14 protein-coding genes are annotated in these 13,836 nt (G+C 67.4%); 9 read left to right on the top strand and 5 right to left on the bottom strand.

Annotation, left to right across the window (positions count from 1 at the left end):
- Positions 1–44 precede the first annotated feature (44 nt).
- Positions 45–2,459: a TonB-dependent receptor gene (locus O5K31_RS06645; protein ID WP_269716522.1), complete on the top strand. Its 2,415-nt coding sequence runs from the start codon at positions 45–47 to the stop codon at positions 2,457–2,459.
- 222 nt (positions 2,460–2,681) lie between these two features.
- The gene (locus O5K31_RS06640; protein ID WP_269716521.1) at positions 2,682–3,143 is read left to right on the top strand and encodes an Hsp20 family protein; all 462 of its coding nucleotides are present in this window, start codon (positions 2,682–2,684) and stop codon (positions 3,141–3,143) included.
- 87 nt (positions 3,144–3,230) lie between these two features.
- Here the strand turns inward: O5K31_RS06640 and O5K31_RS06635 are convergent, their stop codons facing one another.
- From O5K31_RS06635 to gpmA, 4 genes are all read right to left on the bottom strand, one after another.
- The gene (locus O5K31_RS06635) at positions 3,231–4,562 is read right to left on the bottom strand and encodes a pentapeptide repeat-containing protein (protein WP_269716520.1); all 1,332 of its coding nucleotides are present in this window, start codon (positions 4,560–4,562) and stop codon (positions 3,231–3,233) included.
- Between the two features lie 78 nt (positions 4,563–4,640).
- On the bottom strand, positions 4,641–5,906 hold the full coding sequence (locus O5K31_RS06630; protein WP_269716519.1) for a pentapeptide repeat-containing protein: 1,266 nt from the start codon (positions 5,904–5,906) through the stop codon (positions 4,641–4,643).
- Positions 5,907–5,955: 49 nt separating this feature from the next.
- Entirely contained in the window at positions 5,956–6,603 is a 648-nt protein-coding gene (locus O5K31_RS06625; protein WP_269716518.1) for a bifunctional diaminohydroxyphosphoribosylaminopyrimidine deaminase/5-amino-6-(5-phosphoribosylamino)uracil reductase RibD, read from the bottom strand.
- A gap of 11 nt (positions 6,604–6,614) precedes the next feature.
- Positions 6,615–7,328 (bottom strand): 2,3-diphosphoglycerate-dependent phosphoglycerate mutase, encoded by a 714-nt coding sequence (gene gpmA, locus O5K31_RS06620; RefSeq protein WP_269716517.1) that lies wholly within the window; start codon positions 7,326–7,328, stop codon positions 6,615–6,617.
- Positions 7,329–7,443: 115 nt separating this feature from the next.
- Between gpmA and O5K31_RS06615 the strand changes: the two genes are divergently transcribed.
- From O5K31_RS06615 to O5K31_RS06600, 4 genes are all read left to right on the top strand, one after another.
- Positions 7,444–7,737, top strand: coding sequence for a hypothetical protein (locus O5K31_RS06615; protein ID WP_269716516.1), 294 nt, complete (start codon positions 7,444–7,446; stop codon positions 7,735–7,737).
- Positions 7,734–8,690, top strand: a complete 957-nt coding sequence (locus O5K31_RS06610; RefSeq protein WP_269716515.1) for a KpsF/GutQ family sugar-phosphate isomerase — start codon at positions 7,734–7,736, stop codon at positions 8,688–8,690. The genes O5K31_RS06615 and O5K31_RS06610 overlap by 4 nt, the downstream gene beginning before the upstream one ends.
- Positions 8,690–9,166 (top strand): GNAT family N-acetyltransferase, encoded by a 477-nt coding sequence (locus O5K31_RS06605; protein ID WP_269716514.1) that lies wholly within the window; start codon positions 8,690–8,692, stop codon positions 9,164–9,166. Before O5K31_RS06610 ends, O5K31_RS06605 begins: the two co-directional genes overlap by 1 nt.
- A gap of 109 nt (positions 9,167–9,275) precedes the next feature.
- Positions 9,276–10,775, top strand: a complete 1,500-nt coding sequence (locus O5K31_RS06600) for a phosphomannomutase/phosphoglucomutase (RefSeq protein WP_269716513.1) — start codon at positions 9,276–9,278, stop codon at positions 10,773–10,775.
- A gap of 69 nt (positions 10,776–10,844) precedes the next feature.
- On the opposite strand, the gene O5K31_RS06595 is transcribed toward O5K31_RS06600, so the two are convergent.
- Positions 10,845–10,988: a hypothetical protein gene (locus O5K31_RS06595; RefSeq protein WP_269716512.1), complete on the bottom strand. Its 144-nt coding sequence runs from the start codon at positions 10,986–10,988 to the stop codon at positions 10,845–10,847.
- 193 nt (positions 10,989–11,181) lie between these two features.
- Between O5K31_RS06595 and O5K31_RS06590 the strand changes: the two genes are divergently transcribed.
- From O5K31_RS06590 to O5K31_RS06580, 3 genes are read left to right on the top strand one after another with little or no spacing between them, the layout of a single operon-like run.
- Positions 11,182–11,847 carry a DUF969 domain-containing protein gene (locus tag O5K31_RS06590; protein WP_269716511.1) on the top strand — a complete coding sequence of 222 codons (666 nt, stop codon included), beginning with the start codon at positions 11,182–11,184 and terminating at the stop codon, positions 11,845–11,847.
- On the top strand, positions 11,844–12,800 hold the full coding sequence (locus tag O5K31_RS06585; protein ID WP_269716510.1) for a DUF979 domain-containing protein: 957 nt from the start codon (positions 11,844–11,846) through the stop codon (positions 12,798–12,800). Before O5K31_RS06590 ends, O5K31_RS06585 begins: the two co-directional genes overlap by 4 nt.
- Positions 12,778–13,773 carry a DUF2891 domain-containing protein gene (locus tag O5K31_RS06580; RefSeq protein ID WP_269716509.1) on the top strand — a complete coding sequence of 332 codons (996 nt, stop codon included), beginning with the start codon at positions 12,778–12,780 and terminating at the stop codon, positions 13,771–13,773. Before O5K31_RS06585 ends, O5K31_RS06580 begins: the two co-directional genes overlap by 23 nt.
- The last annotated feature ends 63 nt before the right edge of the window (positions 13,774–13,836 follow it).

The raw sequence follows: 13,836 nt of genomic DNA, 5'->3' as shown, positions 1-13,836 counted from the left end.
CGCGCTCCCCACCGACGGCTCTAGAAAGAACACTACGGCTTATCATGTCCAAGATTCACGCGAATGTCCTCCCCCGGCTGCTGCTGACCGCCTCCGCGGCCGCGCTGCTCGGCATCGCCACGTCAGCGTCCGCGCAGGCCGTTGAGACTGAAACCCAGCCTACCGCCAACCCTCCGTCAGAGGTGGAGACGTCTCAGATCGAGGAGATCGTCGTCACAGCCCGCCGCCGCGAAGAGCGCCTGCAGGACGTCCCGGTCTCGATCACCGCCTTCACGGCCGATGCGATCGAGCGGCGCAACATGGTCAGCCTGTCCCAGGTCCAGAACTTCACCCCCAACATCACCTTCGCCACCACCGCGCCGGTGGGGGGATCGACGTCCAGCGCGTCGGTGTTCATCCGCGGCATCGGCCAGAACGACTTTGCGATCACGACCGACCCAGGCGTCGGCATCTATCTCGACGGCGTCTATATCGCGCGGTCGGTCGGCGGTGTGCTCGACCTCGTCGATCTCGAGCGGCTGGAAGTGCTGCGGGGGCCACAAGGCACCTTGTTTGGCCGCAACACGATCGGTGGGGCCATCAACGTCACCACCGCGCGCCCGACCGCCGAGACCGGCGGCTGGGGTGAGCTGACCTATGGCGAGTTCAATCGTGTGGTCGCCCGCGGCTCGCTGAACCTGCCGATCAGCGACACGCTGCGCACGCGTCTGTCGGCGTCGTACAAGCGTGCCGACGGCTATGGTTCTCGCCCGCTTGCCGGCGACGAGATGGGCGACGAGAACAGCCTGTCCGCCCGCTTCGTGGCGGAATGGAAGCCGACCGACCGGTTCACCGCTCTGTTCAGCGCCGACGGGACCCACCAGCGCGAGAACGGCGGCGTCGTCTCGCTGACCGGCGTCGAGACCGCCCCCAATCTTCTCCCGCTGTACAATGCGGTGGTGCTGGGTCCGCTGTTCAACGACACCTTTGGGCCCAAGTTCATATCCAGCGACCGCGATGTCAGCCTGGGGACTGGCCCCAACGTCAACAATGTCGACATTTGGGGCGTGGCGACGACGCTCGCCTACGATCTCGGTTCCGTGCAGTTGAAGTCGATCACCGCCTATCGCGAACTCGACACCACGTTCGGGCGCGACGCGGACGGCTCGCCCTACGCTGTCGGCCAGTCGCAGCAGACGATCACGCAGAACCAGTTCAGCCAAGAACTGCAGCTTGCGGGGACCAGCTTCAACGACCGCCTCGACTGGCTTGTGGGCGCCTACTATTTCGAAGAGCGGGCCACCGACCGCAATCACCTCGACGCGCTGGGCGGCCTCTATGCGACGCTGGAGAGCCTGCCATTCGCGCTGGTTCCTCTAGCGACGATCCCGACCCTGCCGAACGGCGCGCCCGCGTTCTCCTGTCCCGCGGCGCCGGCAGGCTTCCCGTGCGCGGGCGGCCGGGGCAACCCGCTCAACCTCAGCTTCGACCTCAACCTCGATATTCTGAACAAGACTTCGAACAGCAGCACCGCGCTCTTCGGTCAGGCGACCTTCGCTCTCACCGACGCCTTCAGCGTCACAGCCGGGCTGCGCTGGACCGAGGACGACAAGAAATACAGTGCCGTGCATCGGCGCAGGGTCGCCAACCTGCTGGTCTTCCCTCCTGCCGATCTTCAGCGTCAGGATTCCAACCTCGCCCCCAAAATTGGCGTGGAATATCGCTTCAGCGCCGACATCCTGACCTACGCCTCCTGGTCGCGCGGCTTCAAGAGCGGTGGCTTCGAAGGCCGCCCCACCTTCGAGGCGGCGATCGAATCCTTCGGTCCGGAGACCGCCTCGGCGTTCGAGGTCGGGGTCAAGACCGACCTCCTTGATCGCCGGCTGCGCTTCAACGCCTCTGTCTTCCAGACCGACTATGACGACATCCAGGTGCCGTTCACGGTGGCTGATCCGATCACCCGCGTGCTCGGCTTCACAACCGAGAACGCCGCCGGCGCCCGCGTCCGCGGCTTCGAAGCGGAAATCACCGCGCGGGTCGCCAAGCCGCTGACCCTCAACGCAAGCATCGGCCATATCGATGCGCGCTACACCGAGACGGACGCCAGCTCGCCAATCACCACCGCCACGAAGTTCGCCCGCACGCCGGCCTGGAACTACACTTTGGGCGCGGATGTCCGCACGCCGATCGGCGCCGGAGCCACCGAGTTCATCGGCAACCTCGATTACTCCTGGCGCAGCGATCAAGAACTGGACACGCGCAACTGCTCGTTCGTCCGGCAGCCATCTTACGGGCTCCTCTCGGGACGCGTGGGCGTCGCGGACACCGCCGGCGGGTGGCAGGCGACGGTCTATGCTCGCAACCTCACAAACGAACGCTATCTCGACGCCGGGACCTGCTACCCGGGCAGCTTCGGCGTCGGCGAAGGCTATTCGGCCCGCCCGCGTGAGATCGGCGCCACGCTGCGCTACAGCTTCTAGGGGGCGCCACTCGCGCATCGGCGACCGCGGCTGGCTGAGCCAAGCCGCGGTCGTCTTGCCCATCCACTATTTCGAGGAGGGGCTTGAAGCGTTTTCGCTCGATCCTAACTCATACAGCGAAGGCGCCGATGTCGGGCCTTCACGGACTTGCAGGCGGGGCCAAATCGGGCCGCCGAGAAGTCCGAAAACCGCAACCTTGCTTATGCAAAGAGGGATGTGACCATGCGTACGATCGACCTTTCCCCCCTGTACCGCTCCGTCGTGGGCTTCGACCGCCTGGCCGCGCTGCTTGACGCCGCCGCCACTAACGAAGCCGCCAGCGGCTATCCGCCCTACAATATCGAGCGCACCGACGAGAACGCCTACCGCATCGAGATCGCGGTCGCGGGCTTCAAGTCCGAAGAGCTGAGCATCGAGGTCAAGGAAAACCTCCTGACCGTCCAGGGCCGCAAGACGGCCAACGATGAAGCCAAGCGCTATCTGCACCGCGGCCTGGCCGAGCGGAACTTCGACCGCAAGTTCCAGCTGGCCGACTATGTGGTGGTCACCGACGCCCAGCTTCGCGACGGCCTGCTGGCCATTTCGTTGAAGCGCGAACTGCCGGAATCGCTAAAGCCGCGCCGCATCGAAATCTCGACGGCCACGACTGACGCACCGCTGATCGAAGGCGAAAAGGCCGCCTAAGCGGCTTCACTCTCAAGACAGCAGTCAGACGTCCCCCGGTCTGACTGGTGAAACTGCAAGGCGGCGCAGCGATGCGCCGCCTTTTTTCTATTGGCCGGACTCCGCCGCGTCCTCGATGGACACTGGCGTCTTGAGAGGACCGAACTCGTCCTCTGTGGGCTCTTCCTTGGGCGGCTCGAAACCCTGCACCTGGCGGAAATCGACGTCCTTGATGCTCACCCCATCCATGACCGCCGCGGTCAGGTCCGCCCCGCGCAGGTCGGCGGCGTCCAGCACCGCCAGGGTCAGGTTCGCCGTCTGCGCCGCCACATAGCGAAGCTTGGCGCCCGTCACGTCGGTGGAGATTTCCCGGCCGCCCAGGGGCAACGGCCCCAGATAGGCGCCCCGCAGATCGGCCTTGGTCAAGTCAGCCCGCATCAGCTTGGCGCCGCGAAGGTCCGCGCCCCGCAAATTGACCGCCCGCATGTCGGCGTCTTCCAGTTTGGCCCCCTGCAGGTGCGCGCCCGACAGGTCCAGCCCCACCATGCACGCCCCCTTGGCGCTCATGGCCGTCATGCGCATGCCTTTCAACGCCCCAGCCAGGGGACGCAGGTCCTCGCCGTCCAGCTTGGCGGCCGCGCCCTCCTTGCCGCCGGTCTTGCACCAGGCCTGGTTGGCCTGGGCGCGCTCAAGCAGTTCGGGAGCCTTGCTCGCCGCTTCTTCGGTGGGCTCGCGCAGCACCTTCTCCATGCGCGCTCCGGCCGTCTTGGCCTTCTCCATGGTCATGCCGACCACGACGGCGCCGGCGAAGTTGGCGTTCTCCAGATTGGCGCCGCTCATGTCCGCGCCCTGCATCAGCGCGCCGGAGAAGTTGGCGTCCTTCAGATTGGCCCCGATCAGCTTGGCGCCGACCATGGAGCAATCGGTGAAATCGGCGGCGAAGGCGGAGACGCCGCTCATCTCGGCGTCGTCCAGGATGGCGCCGGTGAAGTTGGCTTCGTCCACCTCGCCCACACGCTGCTCGTGACGGGCGATGTCCAGGCCGCTCTTTTCGCTGGGCATGGCGACCTTGCCCTCGCGAAAGTCGGCGCCGGTAAGGTCGGCCTGGGACAGGTCGGCGCCGCGCAGGCACACGCCGCGCAGGTCCGCCTTGACCATCACCGCCTGGCGCAGGTCGGCCATGCGCAGATCGCAGCCGAACAGGTCCGCCCTCTCCAGCTTGGTGCGGACCAGGCGGCAGCCCTCCAGCACCGAGGCCGACAGGTCCGCTTCCGACAGATTACGCCCTGAAAGGTTCAGCCCGCCCAGATGCACGAAACGCAGGGATGCGCGGCGACCGCCGGGCTTGCGCTGCAAATAGCGCTCATGAGAGCCGACGATCAGGTCCAGCTCCGCCTGGGTCAGGCGGCGGCGACCGGCAAGTTTCGCTTGGGCGGACAAGGCTCTGGTCCCGGCTCAGACGATAGGTGTCGCTACATTACTGGAGAAGCCCCACCGAACCGTTAAGGCGAAGCTTGGTCAGATCAGGCCTTCCAGGCCTTTCGCCCCATGACGGATGACGTCGGTCAGGTCGATGTCCTTGACCATGGCGTTAGTGAAGTTCGCCCGTGAAACGTCCGCTCCGCGCAGGATCGCCTGGCGCAGATCGGCGCGGGCCAGATCAGCGCTCTTGAGCACGGCTTCGGACAGGTCCGACGGCAGGACGCGATCCTTGCCGATCAGCAGCGGACCGAGCTGAGCGTCGCGCAGATCGGCTTCCGACAGCTTGGCGCCGGTCAGCTTGGCGCCCCGCAGGTCGGCCCGGCGCAGGTTGCACGAGCGCAGGTCAGCCCCTTGAAGCTGGGCGCCCTGAAGCTGCACACCCTCCATGTCGAGGCCGTAGAAGATGGCTCCCTTGGCGACCAGGGCCGTCAGGTTGAACCCCCGGATCGACCCCAGGCTGCGCAGGTCGGCCTTGTCGAAAAGCGACGGCTTGCCTTCGGCCCCGCCCGTTTCGCACCAGCGGGCGTGGTCCCGGACCATCTGCGGATAGGGCGAGCTGTGGTCGGCCTTGACCTCCTTGGGGTCGGTCAGGACGCCGGTCAGGTTCGCGTCGGTAGCGTTCCAGGCGAAGGTCTTGGCCCCCACCATGATGGCGTCGCGCAGGTCCGCCCCGCGCAGGTCCGCGCCCGAAAGGTCGGCGCCGGCCAGGTTGCAGCCGCTCATGGACGCCTGTTTCAGATTGGCCCGCACCAGCTTGGCGTCTTTCAGCACCGCGTCGGTGAAGTCGGCCTTGATGGCCATGATGCCCGACAGGCGCGAGCGCTCCAGATTGGCGCCGACCAGGTTGGTGCTCAGGGCCTGGGCCGCGCCGGTACGCAGGGTGTGCTCCATGACCTTGTAGCCTTCCTTGCGGTCGGCGGCGGCGATGGCCCCTTCTCGCAGATCGGCCTCGAACAGGTCCGCGCCGGTCAGGTTCGCCGCGCGCAGGCAGGCGCCGCGCAGGTCGGCCCGCCGCAGCGACGCCTCCACCAGATCGACTTCCGTTAGGTCAGCGCCAAACAGCACGGCGTTGTCGAGACGAGCGCCGGCCATCTTGCACTGGTGCATGATCGCGCCCGAGAAATCGGCGTCGCACAGGTTCCGGCCCCGCATATCCAGGCCCGAAAGATCGGTGAAGCTGAACACGGCGCGCGCGCCGCCCATCCGCGCCGACCAGAGGCGGTCGTGCTTGGCGCAGATCAGATCCACTTCCTGCTGGGTAAGGCGCCGGTGTGTGACCCCTGGCGCCGCCGACGCGACCATGATGCTCCCCAGCTCCTCAAGCTTAGGCAGTCACCTTGAGTTGAACCGATTAACGCAAGCTTTCCAACGGGTTCGTTATGAGACCGGCGCTATGCAATCGCGCCGCGACTTCGCCGCCCTCCGGAGTCCACAACCGAGTGTGGCCGAGCGCGGCGTAACGGGCCAAAGCCGCCGCCAGCCCCTCCTGCGCGCCGGGCTCGAACAGGGCCTCATAGCCATCGGGCCCCGACGCCGCCTCGACAAGGGGACGACCGGTCTTCAGGCGATGGACGAACCCGGCGCACAGGATGAACGCCTCGTCGGCCAGCAGCCCCGTCTCGACGGTCAGCCCAGCGGCCAGCAGGCGGTGCGACCCCTGCCCCGATGCGAAGGGCGACGGGTCCTCGCAGGCGATCACCACCCGCTTCACCCCGGCGGCGACCAGATGTTCGGAACAGGACAGCGCCCCGCTGGATCGCGCTCCGCACGGCTCCAGCGTCACATAGGCCGTGGTCCCGCGCGCCGCCTCGCCCAGGGCCGCGATGGCCTGCTCCTCGGCATGAGGGCGGCCGCCGACCCCCGTGGCGGCCTCGGCCAGCACGGTCTCGCCGTCCGCGACTACGCAGCCGACCACCGGGTTTGGCCAGGTCTTGCCAAGGTTGGTCCGGGCGACCGCGATCGCCCGGCGCATGTACTGGATGTCGAGCTCTTTCGACATCCGCCCGTCCCCTAGCCCGCCGACGGCAGCGGCTGGGCGCGGCTCTCGTCCAGGTACCGCGCGCCGGTCGGCTTCAGGTCGCCGTCCAGCTCGATCAGCAGCGGATTGCCCGTGGGGATCTCGACTCCGACGATCTTGTCGTCCGGCACGTTGAACAGGTGCTTGACGATAGCCCGCAGCGAATTGCCGTGGGCGGCCACCAGGATCGTCTCCCCAGCCTTCAGCTTGGGCGCGATCTCGGCGTCCCAGTAGGGCAGCACGCGGTCCAGCGTGGTCTTCAGGCTTTCGGTCACCGGCACCGCGTGACCGGCGTAGCGAGGGTCGGCCGCGAAGTCGTACTCGCCCCCCGGCGCCAGGTCCGGCGGCGGGATGTCGTAGGACCGGCGCCAGATATTGACCTGCTCCTCGCCGTGCTTGGCGGCGGTCTCGGCCTTGTTCAGCCCGGTCAGCCCGCCGTAGTGGCGCTCGTTGAGGCGCCAGTCCTTGACCACCGGCGTATCCGACTGGCCGGCGGCGGCCAGGGCCAGGTCGTTGGTGCGCTGGGCGCGGGTCAGGACCGAGGTGTAGGCGCGGTCGAATTTCAGCCCCGCGGCCTTGATCAGCTCCCCGCCCTTGGTCGCCTGGGCCTCGCCCTCGGCGGTCAGGTCCACGTCCACCCAGCCGGTGAAGCGGTTTTCCAGGTTCCACTGGCTCTGGCCGTGGCGAAGCAGGACGAGCGTGGGCATCGGACCTCCATATGTTTGTCGCTGGTCGGGCTAAGGCTTGCGGCGCCCAGCGTCAAGCACGCCCTCCCCATCAGCGGGACCCGTGCTATAGGACCCTCCCGCGCAAGGATTCTTCATGTCTGACCGCATCGTGTTGCCCGCCCTGGCCCTCCTCGCCGCCGCTTTGATCGGCCTGGCGCTGGTCTGGCCGCAGGGTCTGGGCGCCCGCTCCCCCGGGCCTTTCGGCTCGCGCCCCGTGCAGCAGCGCCCCGAGGTGCAGGCCGCCATCCAGCGCGAAGAGGCCGCCGCCGCCCGCCGCGCCCAGCAGGAGCAGAAGGAGCAGCGCATCCCCGCGCCCGTTCCCCAGTCCGTCCCGCAAGAGCCCCCTGCCCCCATCCAGCCGCCGGCCCTGCGGGAGGAGAACCCATGAGCGAGTTCGACGCCGCCGCCGTCGGCCGCCGGGTCCTGAAGATCGAGGTCGAGGGCCTCGCCGCCCTGGCCGACAGCCTGGACAAGACCTTCGTCAAGGCCGTCGAGACCCTGTTCAAGGCCAAGGGCAAGATCGTTTGCACCGGCGTGGGCAAGAGCGGCCACGTGGCGCGCAAGATCGCCGCCACCCTGGCCTCTACCGGCTCGCCCGCCATGTTCGTTCACGCCGCCGAGGCCAGCCACGGCGACCTGGGCATGATCGGCAAGGGCGACGTGATCCTGGCCCTGTCCAAGTCGGGCGAGGCGCGCGAGCTGTCCGACATGCTGGCCTATGGCGCGCGGTTCGGCATTCCGATCATCGCCATCACCGCCGCCGCCGACAGTCAGTTGGGCCGCGCCGCCGACACCCTGTTGCTGCTGCCCGATTCGGCCGAGGCGACGGCGGAGGTCAACGCCCCCACCACCTCCACCACCCAGCAGATGGCCCTGGGCGACGCCCTGGCCGTGGCCCTGCTGGAGCGGCGCGGCTTCACCGCCGCCGACTTCCGTATCTTCCACCCCGGCGGCAAGCTGGGCGCCATGCTGCGCACGGTCGCGGATCTGATGCACAGGGACAGCGAGCTGCCCTTGGTCCCCTCCACCAAGACCATGGCCCAGGCCCTGCTCGTGATGACCGAAAAGCGCTTCGGCTGCGTCGGCGTCACCTCGCCCGACGGCCGCTTGGCCGGCCTTATCACCGACGGCGATCTGCGCCGCCACATGGACGGCCTGATGGGCCACACGGCGGGCGAGGTCATGACCCCCTCGCCCATGACCATCGCCCCCGGCGCCCTGGCGGCCGAGGCGCTGAAGCTGATGAACGACAAGCGCATCACCGTACTGTTCGTGGTCGAAGCCAAGCGACCCGTCGGCATCCTGCACATTCACGACCTGCTGCGCGCCGGCGTCATCTGATGACCGACCTGCGCCCGCTCCTGGCAGGCGAGGAGGCGGTGCTGGCGCTGAACAACGCCCACAAGGTCGAGACCTCCCTGCTGACCCAGTTCGAGCTCGACACCATGGCCGCCAACGCCTGGCGGGCCTGGGTCGTGGGCGACGCCGATGCGGTGCTGATCGCCTTCGACCAGGACGCGGCCTACGACAGCCCGAATTTCCTGTGGTTTCGCGACCGCTACGAGCGCTTCATCTACATCGACCGGGTGATCGTGGCCGCGCACGCTCGCGGCCACGGCCTGGCGCGCAAGCTTTACGAGGCCACCATGGCCGACATGCGGGGCGCCGGCCACAACCTGTTCTGCTGCGAGGTGAATTCCGATCCGCCCAACCCAGGCTCCGACGCCTTTCATTCTGCCCTGGGATTTGAAGAGGTCGGCGCTTCCCGACTGGAAGATCGCTCAAAATCCGTGCGCTACCTCGCCCGCCGGGTTTGACGGAACTACCGTCACTAAAAGTCATTACGCCCGCAGGGCGAAGGGGCTCGCGAGTTCAGACCGCGCGCTCTACAACATCCCTAACCAGAATATTCCACGCTGAGGTTCCATGTTCGCCACGCCCCGCGCCGATCTCGTTCCCAACACCGCCGCCTATGAGAACGAGCCGCTCGTCAAGGCGACGGGCTTTCGCGAGTACGACGCGCGCTGGCTGTTCGGTCCCGACATCAACCTGCTGGGCGTCCAGGCCCTGGGCCTGGGTCTTGGGACCTACATCCAGGAACTGGGCCAGAAGAAGATCGTGGTCGGCCACGACTTCCGCTCCTACTCCCTGTCGATCAAGCAGGCCCTGACCCTGGGCCTACTGTCGGCGGGCTGCGAGGTGCTGGATATCGGCCTGGCGGTCTCGCCCATGGCCTATTTCGCACAGTTCGATCTCGACGCCCCCTGCGTGGCCATGGTCACCGCCAGCCACAACGAGAACGGCTGGACCGGCGTGAAGATGGGCGCGCAAAAGCCCCTCACCTTCGGCCCCGACGAGATGGGCCGCCTGAAGGACATCGTCCTCAAGGGCGAGTTCGTTGAGCGCGAAGGCGGCAAACTGATCCGCGTCGAGGGCGTGGCCGAGCGCTACATCGCCGACGCCGCCAGCCGCGTGAACATCACCCGCCCCTTGAAGGTCATCGCCGCCTGCGGCAACGGCACCGCCGGCGCCTTCGCGCCCGAGGCGCTGAAGCGCATGGGCGTCGAGGTGATCCCCATGGACGCCGAGCTCGACTACACCTTCCCCCGCTACAACCCGAACCCGGAAGACCACGAGATGCTGATGGAGATGGCCAAGGCCGTCCGTGAGCATGGCGCGGACCTGGCCTTCGGCTTCGACGGCGACGGTGACCGCTGCGGCGTGGTCGATGACGAGGGCGAAGAGATCTACGCCGACAAGATCGGCCTCATGCTGGCCCGCGACCTGGCGCCCCTGCACAAGGGCGCGACCTTTATCGTCGACGTGAAATCCACCGGCCTCTACGCCACCGACCCGATCCTGGCCGAGAATGGCTGCACCACCGTCTATTGGAAGACCGGCCACAGCTACATCAAGCGCAAGACGGCCGAGCTGAACGCCCTGGCCGGCTTTGAAAAGAGCGGCCACTTCTTCCTGGCCGGCGAGCTGGGCCGCGGCTACGACGACGGCCTGATCGCCGCCGCCGCCATCCTGGGCATGCTGGAGCGCAATCCCGGCAAGAAGCTGTCGGACCTCAAGAAGGCCCTGCCCGTCGCCTATACGTCCCTCACCATGTCGCCCAAGTGCGCCGACGAGGTGAAGTACAAGGTCGTCGAGGACGTGGTGAAGGAATACGAGGACCTGGGAAAATCGGGCGGCTCGATCCTGGGCCGCAAGATCACCGACGTCATCACCGTCAACGGCGTGCGCGTCGCGCTTGAGGACGGCTCGTGGGTCCTGGTCCGCGCCTCGTCCAACAAGCCGGAGCTGGTGGTCGTGGTCGAGAGCACGCAGTCGGAAGACGACATGCGCGACCTGTTCCACAAGGAAGTGAAGCCGCGCCTGGCCAAGCGGCCGGAAGTCGGCAAGTACAACCAGGAAATCTAGGCGAGCATCCGCACGGGCGGCCTTTGGGTCGTCCGTCGCGCCTGCGGTCGCTTTGCGCCCCTCTCTGGTTCAGTTGAACCAGTGGGAGATGGCCAGATAGGCAGCCACCCAGAACGCGGCGCACAGAATACTAAGCACGAACAGGCAGCTGATGGCGTACCGACCATTGCTGCGAACCGCCGGTCGCCCGGCGGCGGCGAGATGTCGCCGCATGTTTCGCTCCCTAGTCCTTATGGTGTCCGACCGATCGAGCGGCCGGATCGATTCGAGACTGACAGGTTGGTCAAAAGCCGCAAGGCCCGCGCGCGAATAAGTGAAGGTTCTGCGACGCTGGGGCGCGACTCCGTAAACCGGCTTGCCCTGATCCAGCCTTCCCCTAGTGTCCCTGCGTCGCAAAGGGGGGCCCATGCTGACATTGTTGGGTATCGCGGTCGTGGTCGTGGGCTTTGTCGCCCGGATCAATCCGCTTCTGGTGGTGGTCGCCGCCGCGCTGGTCACCGGACTGGCCGGGGGGATGGGGCCGCTGGAGGTGGTCGCTCTCTTCGGCAAGGCGTTCAAGGAGAACCGCTACGTCTCCCTGCTGTGGCTGGTCCTGCCGGCCATCGGCCTGCTGGAGCGCTATGGCCTGCAAGAGCGGGCCAAGGCCCTGATCGGCGGCATGAAGGCCGCCACCACCGGCCGCATCCTGTTGCTTTACCTCATCATTCGCCAGGGGACTTCAGCGCTCGGCCTGACCTCGCTCGGCGGTCACCCGCAGATGGTCCGCCCCCTGGTCGCCCCCATGGCCGAGGCCGCCGCCGAGACCCACGGCCACGCCGACGACGAGACCCGCCAAAAGGTGCGCGCCATGTCGGCCGCCACCGACAACATCGGCCTCTTCTTCGGCGAGGACATCTTCATCGCCATCGGCTCGATCCTGCTGATGGTCGGCTTCCTGCAGCAGAACGGCATCGTGGTCGAACCGCTGCATCTGTCGATCTGGGCCATCCCCACGGCCATCGTCGCCCTGCTGGTCCACGGGACGCGGCTGGTGCTGTTTGATCGCAAGCTGAAGTCGGGAGTCGCCCGATGATCGGCCTCGAACTCCTCTACGCCATCGCCGGGACCATGTTTGGCGTGATCGCGATTTTTAGCGCCGTCGACAAAACCAATCCCAAGCGGTGGAAGAACGCGGCCTTCTGGGGCCTGTTCGCGGTCTGCTTCCTGTTCGGCTCCCATCTGCCGGACCTGGCCAATGGCGGCATCGTCATCGCCATGGTGCTGGTCGCCGGCTTCGGCGGCCTGGGCCAAGGCAAGCCGACCACCACCAGCATCGAGGAGCGCAAGGTCAGCGCCGCGACCCATCGCAACCGTCTGTTCCTCTGCGCCCTGATCATCCCCGCCGTCGCCTTGACCGGCACCATGCTGTTCAAGCACCTGACCTTCGGCGGCGTGCATCCGGTGGACCCCAAGCAGGCGACGCTGGTGTCGCTGGTCCTGGGCATCATTCTGTCCCTGGCGGTCTCCATGCCCATGCTGCGCGCCAAGCCGACAGAGCCGCTGCAGGAAGGCCGCCGCCTGTTCGATCAGGTTGGCTGGGCTCTGCTGCTGCCGCAGATGCTGGCGGCCCTGGGCGCGGTCTTCGCCGCCGCCGGGGTGGGCGAGGCGGTCGGCGCCCTGACCACCGCCTGGCTGCCGGAGGGCTCGCAACTCGCCGCCGTGGTCACCTACACGGTGGGCATGGCGCTCTTCACCATGGTCATGGGCAACGCCTTCGCCGCCTTCCCGGTGATGACCGCGGGCGTCGGCCTGCCGCTGATCGTCCTGAAGTTCGGCGGCGATCCGGCGATCATGTGCGCCATCGGCATGCTGTCGGGCTTCTGCGGCACGCTGATGACCCCCATGGCCGCCAACTTCAACCTCGTCCCCGCCGCCCTGCTGGAGCTGAAGGACAAGAACGGGGTCATCAAGGCCCAGGTCCCCACCGCCCTCATCCTGCTCTTCGCCAACACAGTGCTGATGTATGTCCTCGTCTTCCGTTTCTGAGGCGACCGCCTCTCTCTTCACCTCCATCGCGCTTGGTCACGTGACCAAGCCCTGGCCCTACAAGGCCGACCACGTGATGGAGAGCGAGGCCGACGTCCTGGCGCCGCGCGTGCTGCATCCGATCTTCTTCGGCAGCTTCGACTGGCACTCCTGCGTCCACGGCTACTGGACCCTGGCGACCTTGCTGCGCCTGCATCCGGACACGCCCAAAGCCGGCGCCATCCGCGCCCTGTTCGACGACGCCTTCACGGCGGCGAAGGTGGAGACCGAGCGCGCCTATCTCGACCGCGCGTCGAGCCGAGGTTTCGAGCGACCCTACGGCTGGGCCTGGCTCCTGATGCTGGCGGCGGAGCTGGACCGCCACGACGCCCCTTGGGGCCCGACCCTCAAGCCGCTGGCCCTGGCCTTCGCCGACCGGTTCAAGGCCTTCCTGCCCAAGGCGACCTACCCGATCCGGGTCGGCACGCACTTCAACACCGCCTTCGCCCTGACCCTGACGTTGGACTGGGCGCAGGCCAACGACCCCGCCCTGGCCGACCTGTGCCGCGAGACAGCGCAAGGCTGGTACGGCCAGGACGCCGACTGCCAGGCCTGGGAGCCCAGCGGCGATGAGTTCCTGTCCTCAGCCCTGATGGAGGCCGAATGCATGCGCCGCATGCTGCCGGCGGACGCCTTCAAGACCTGGTTCGCCGCCTTCCTGCCGCGCGTGGCGCAGCAGTCCCCGGCGACCCTGTTCACCCCCGCCACGGTCAGCGACCGCAGCGACGGCAAGATCGCTCACCTGGACGGCCTGAACCTGTCGCGCGCCTGGTGCTGGCGCGGCATCGCGGGGACGCTGGATGGCGACGCCAAGACCGCCGCCCTGCAAGCCGCCGAACGCCACATGGCCGACGCCCTGCCCCACGTCTCCGGCGACTATATGGGCGAACACTGGCTCGCCAGCTTCGCCCTGCTGGCGATGCTGGCGGAGTGACACCCCAACCCGCTCATCCCGGCGAAGGCCGGGACCCAGATTCATCCGGTGAGCCAGCAGGGC

The sequence above is a fragment of the Caulobacter sp. NIBR2454 genome (assembly GCF_027474405.1).
In the GTDB taxonomy this organism is placed as follows: domain Bacteria; phylum Pseudomonadota; class Alphaproteobacteria; order Caulobacterales; family Caulobacteraceae; genus Caulobacter.
The sequence above is the reverse complement of the archived record's forward strand: the minus strand, read 5'-3'. Positions and strand labels throughout refer to the sequence as shown.

Bases quoted from the DNA above. Each gene is read 5' to 3' on its own strand.
- O5K31_RS06625 (WP_269716518.1), bottom strand. From the start codon at position 6,603: ATGTCGAAAGAGCTCGACATCCAGTACATGCGCCGGGCGATCGCGGTC.
- O5K31_RS06630 (WP_269716519.1), bottom strand. From the start codon at position 5,906: ATGGTCGCGTCGGCGGCGCCAGGGGTCACACACCGGCGCCTTACCCAG.
- O5K31_RS06590 (WP_269716511.1), top strand. From the start codon at position 11,182: ATGCTGACATTGTTGGGTATCGCGGTCGTGGTCGTGGGCTTTGTCGCC.
- O5K31_RS06645 (WP_269716522.1), top strand. From the start codon at position 45: ATGTCCAAGATTCACGCGAATGTCCTCCCCCGGCTGCTGCTGACCGCC.
- O5K31_RS06640 (WP_269716521.1), top strand. From the start codon at position 2,682: ATGCGTACGATCGACCTTTCCCCCCTGTACCGCTCCGTCGTGGGCTTC.
- O5K31_RS06585 (WP_269716510.1), top strand. From the start codon at position 11,844: ATGATCGGCCTCGAACTCCTCTACGCCATCGCCGGGACCATGTTTGGC.
- O5K31_RS06600 (WP_269716513.1), top strand. From the start codon at position 9,276: ATGTTCGCCACGCCCCGCGCCGATCTCGTTCCCAACACCGCCGCCTAT.
- O5K31_RS06595 (WP_269716512.1), bottom strand. From the start codon at position 10,988: ATGCGGCGACATCTCGCCGCCGCCGGGCGACCGGCGGTTCGCAGCAAT.
- O5K31_RS06605 (WP_269716514.1), top strand. From the start codon at position 8,690: ATGACCGACCTGCGCCCGCTCCTGGCAGGCGAGGAGGCGGTGCTGGCG.
- O5K31_RS06610 (WP_269716515.1), top strand. From the start codon at position 7,734: ATGAGCGAGTTCGACGCCGCCGCCGTCGGCCGCCGGGTCCTGAAGATC.
- O5K31_RS06580 (WP_269716509.1), top strand. From the start codon at position 12,778: ATGTCCTCGTCTTCCGTTTCTGAGGCGACCGCCTCTCTCTTCACCTCC.
- gpmA (WP_269716517.1), bottom strand. From the start codon at position 7,328: ATGCCCACGCTCGTCCTGCTTCGCCACGGCCAGAGCCAGTGGAACCTG.
- O5K31_RS06615 (WP_269716516.1), top strand. From the start codon at position 7,444: ATGTCTGACCGCATCGTGTTGCCCGCCCTGGCCCTCCTCGCCGCCGCT.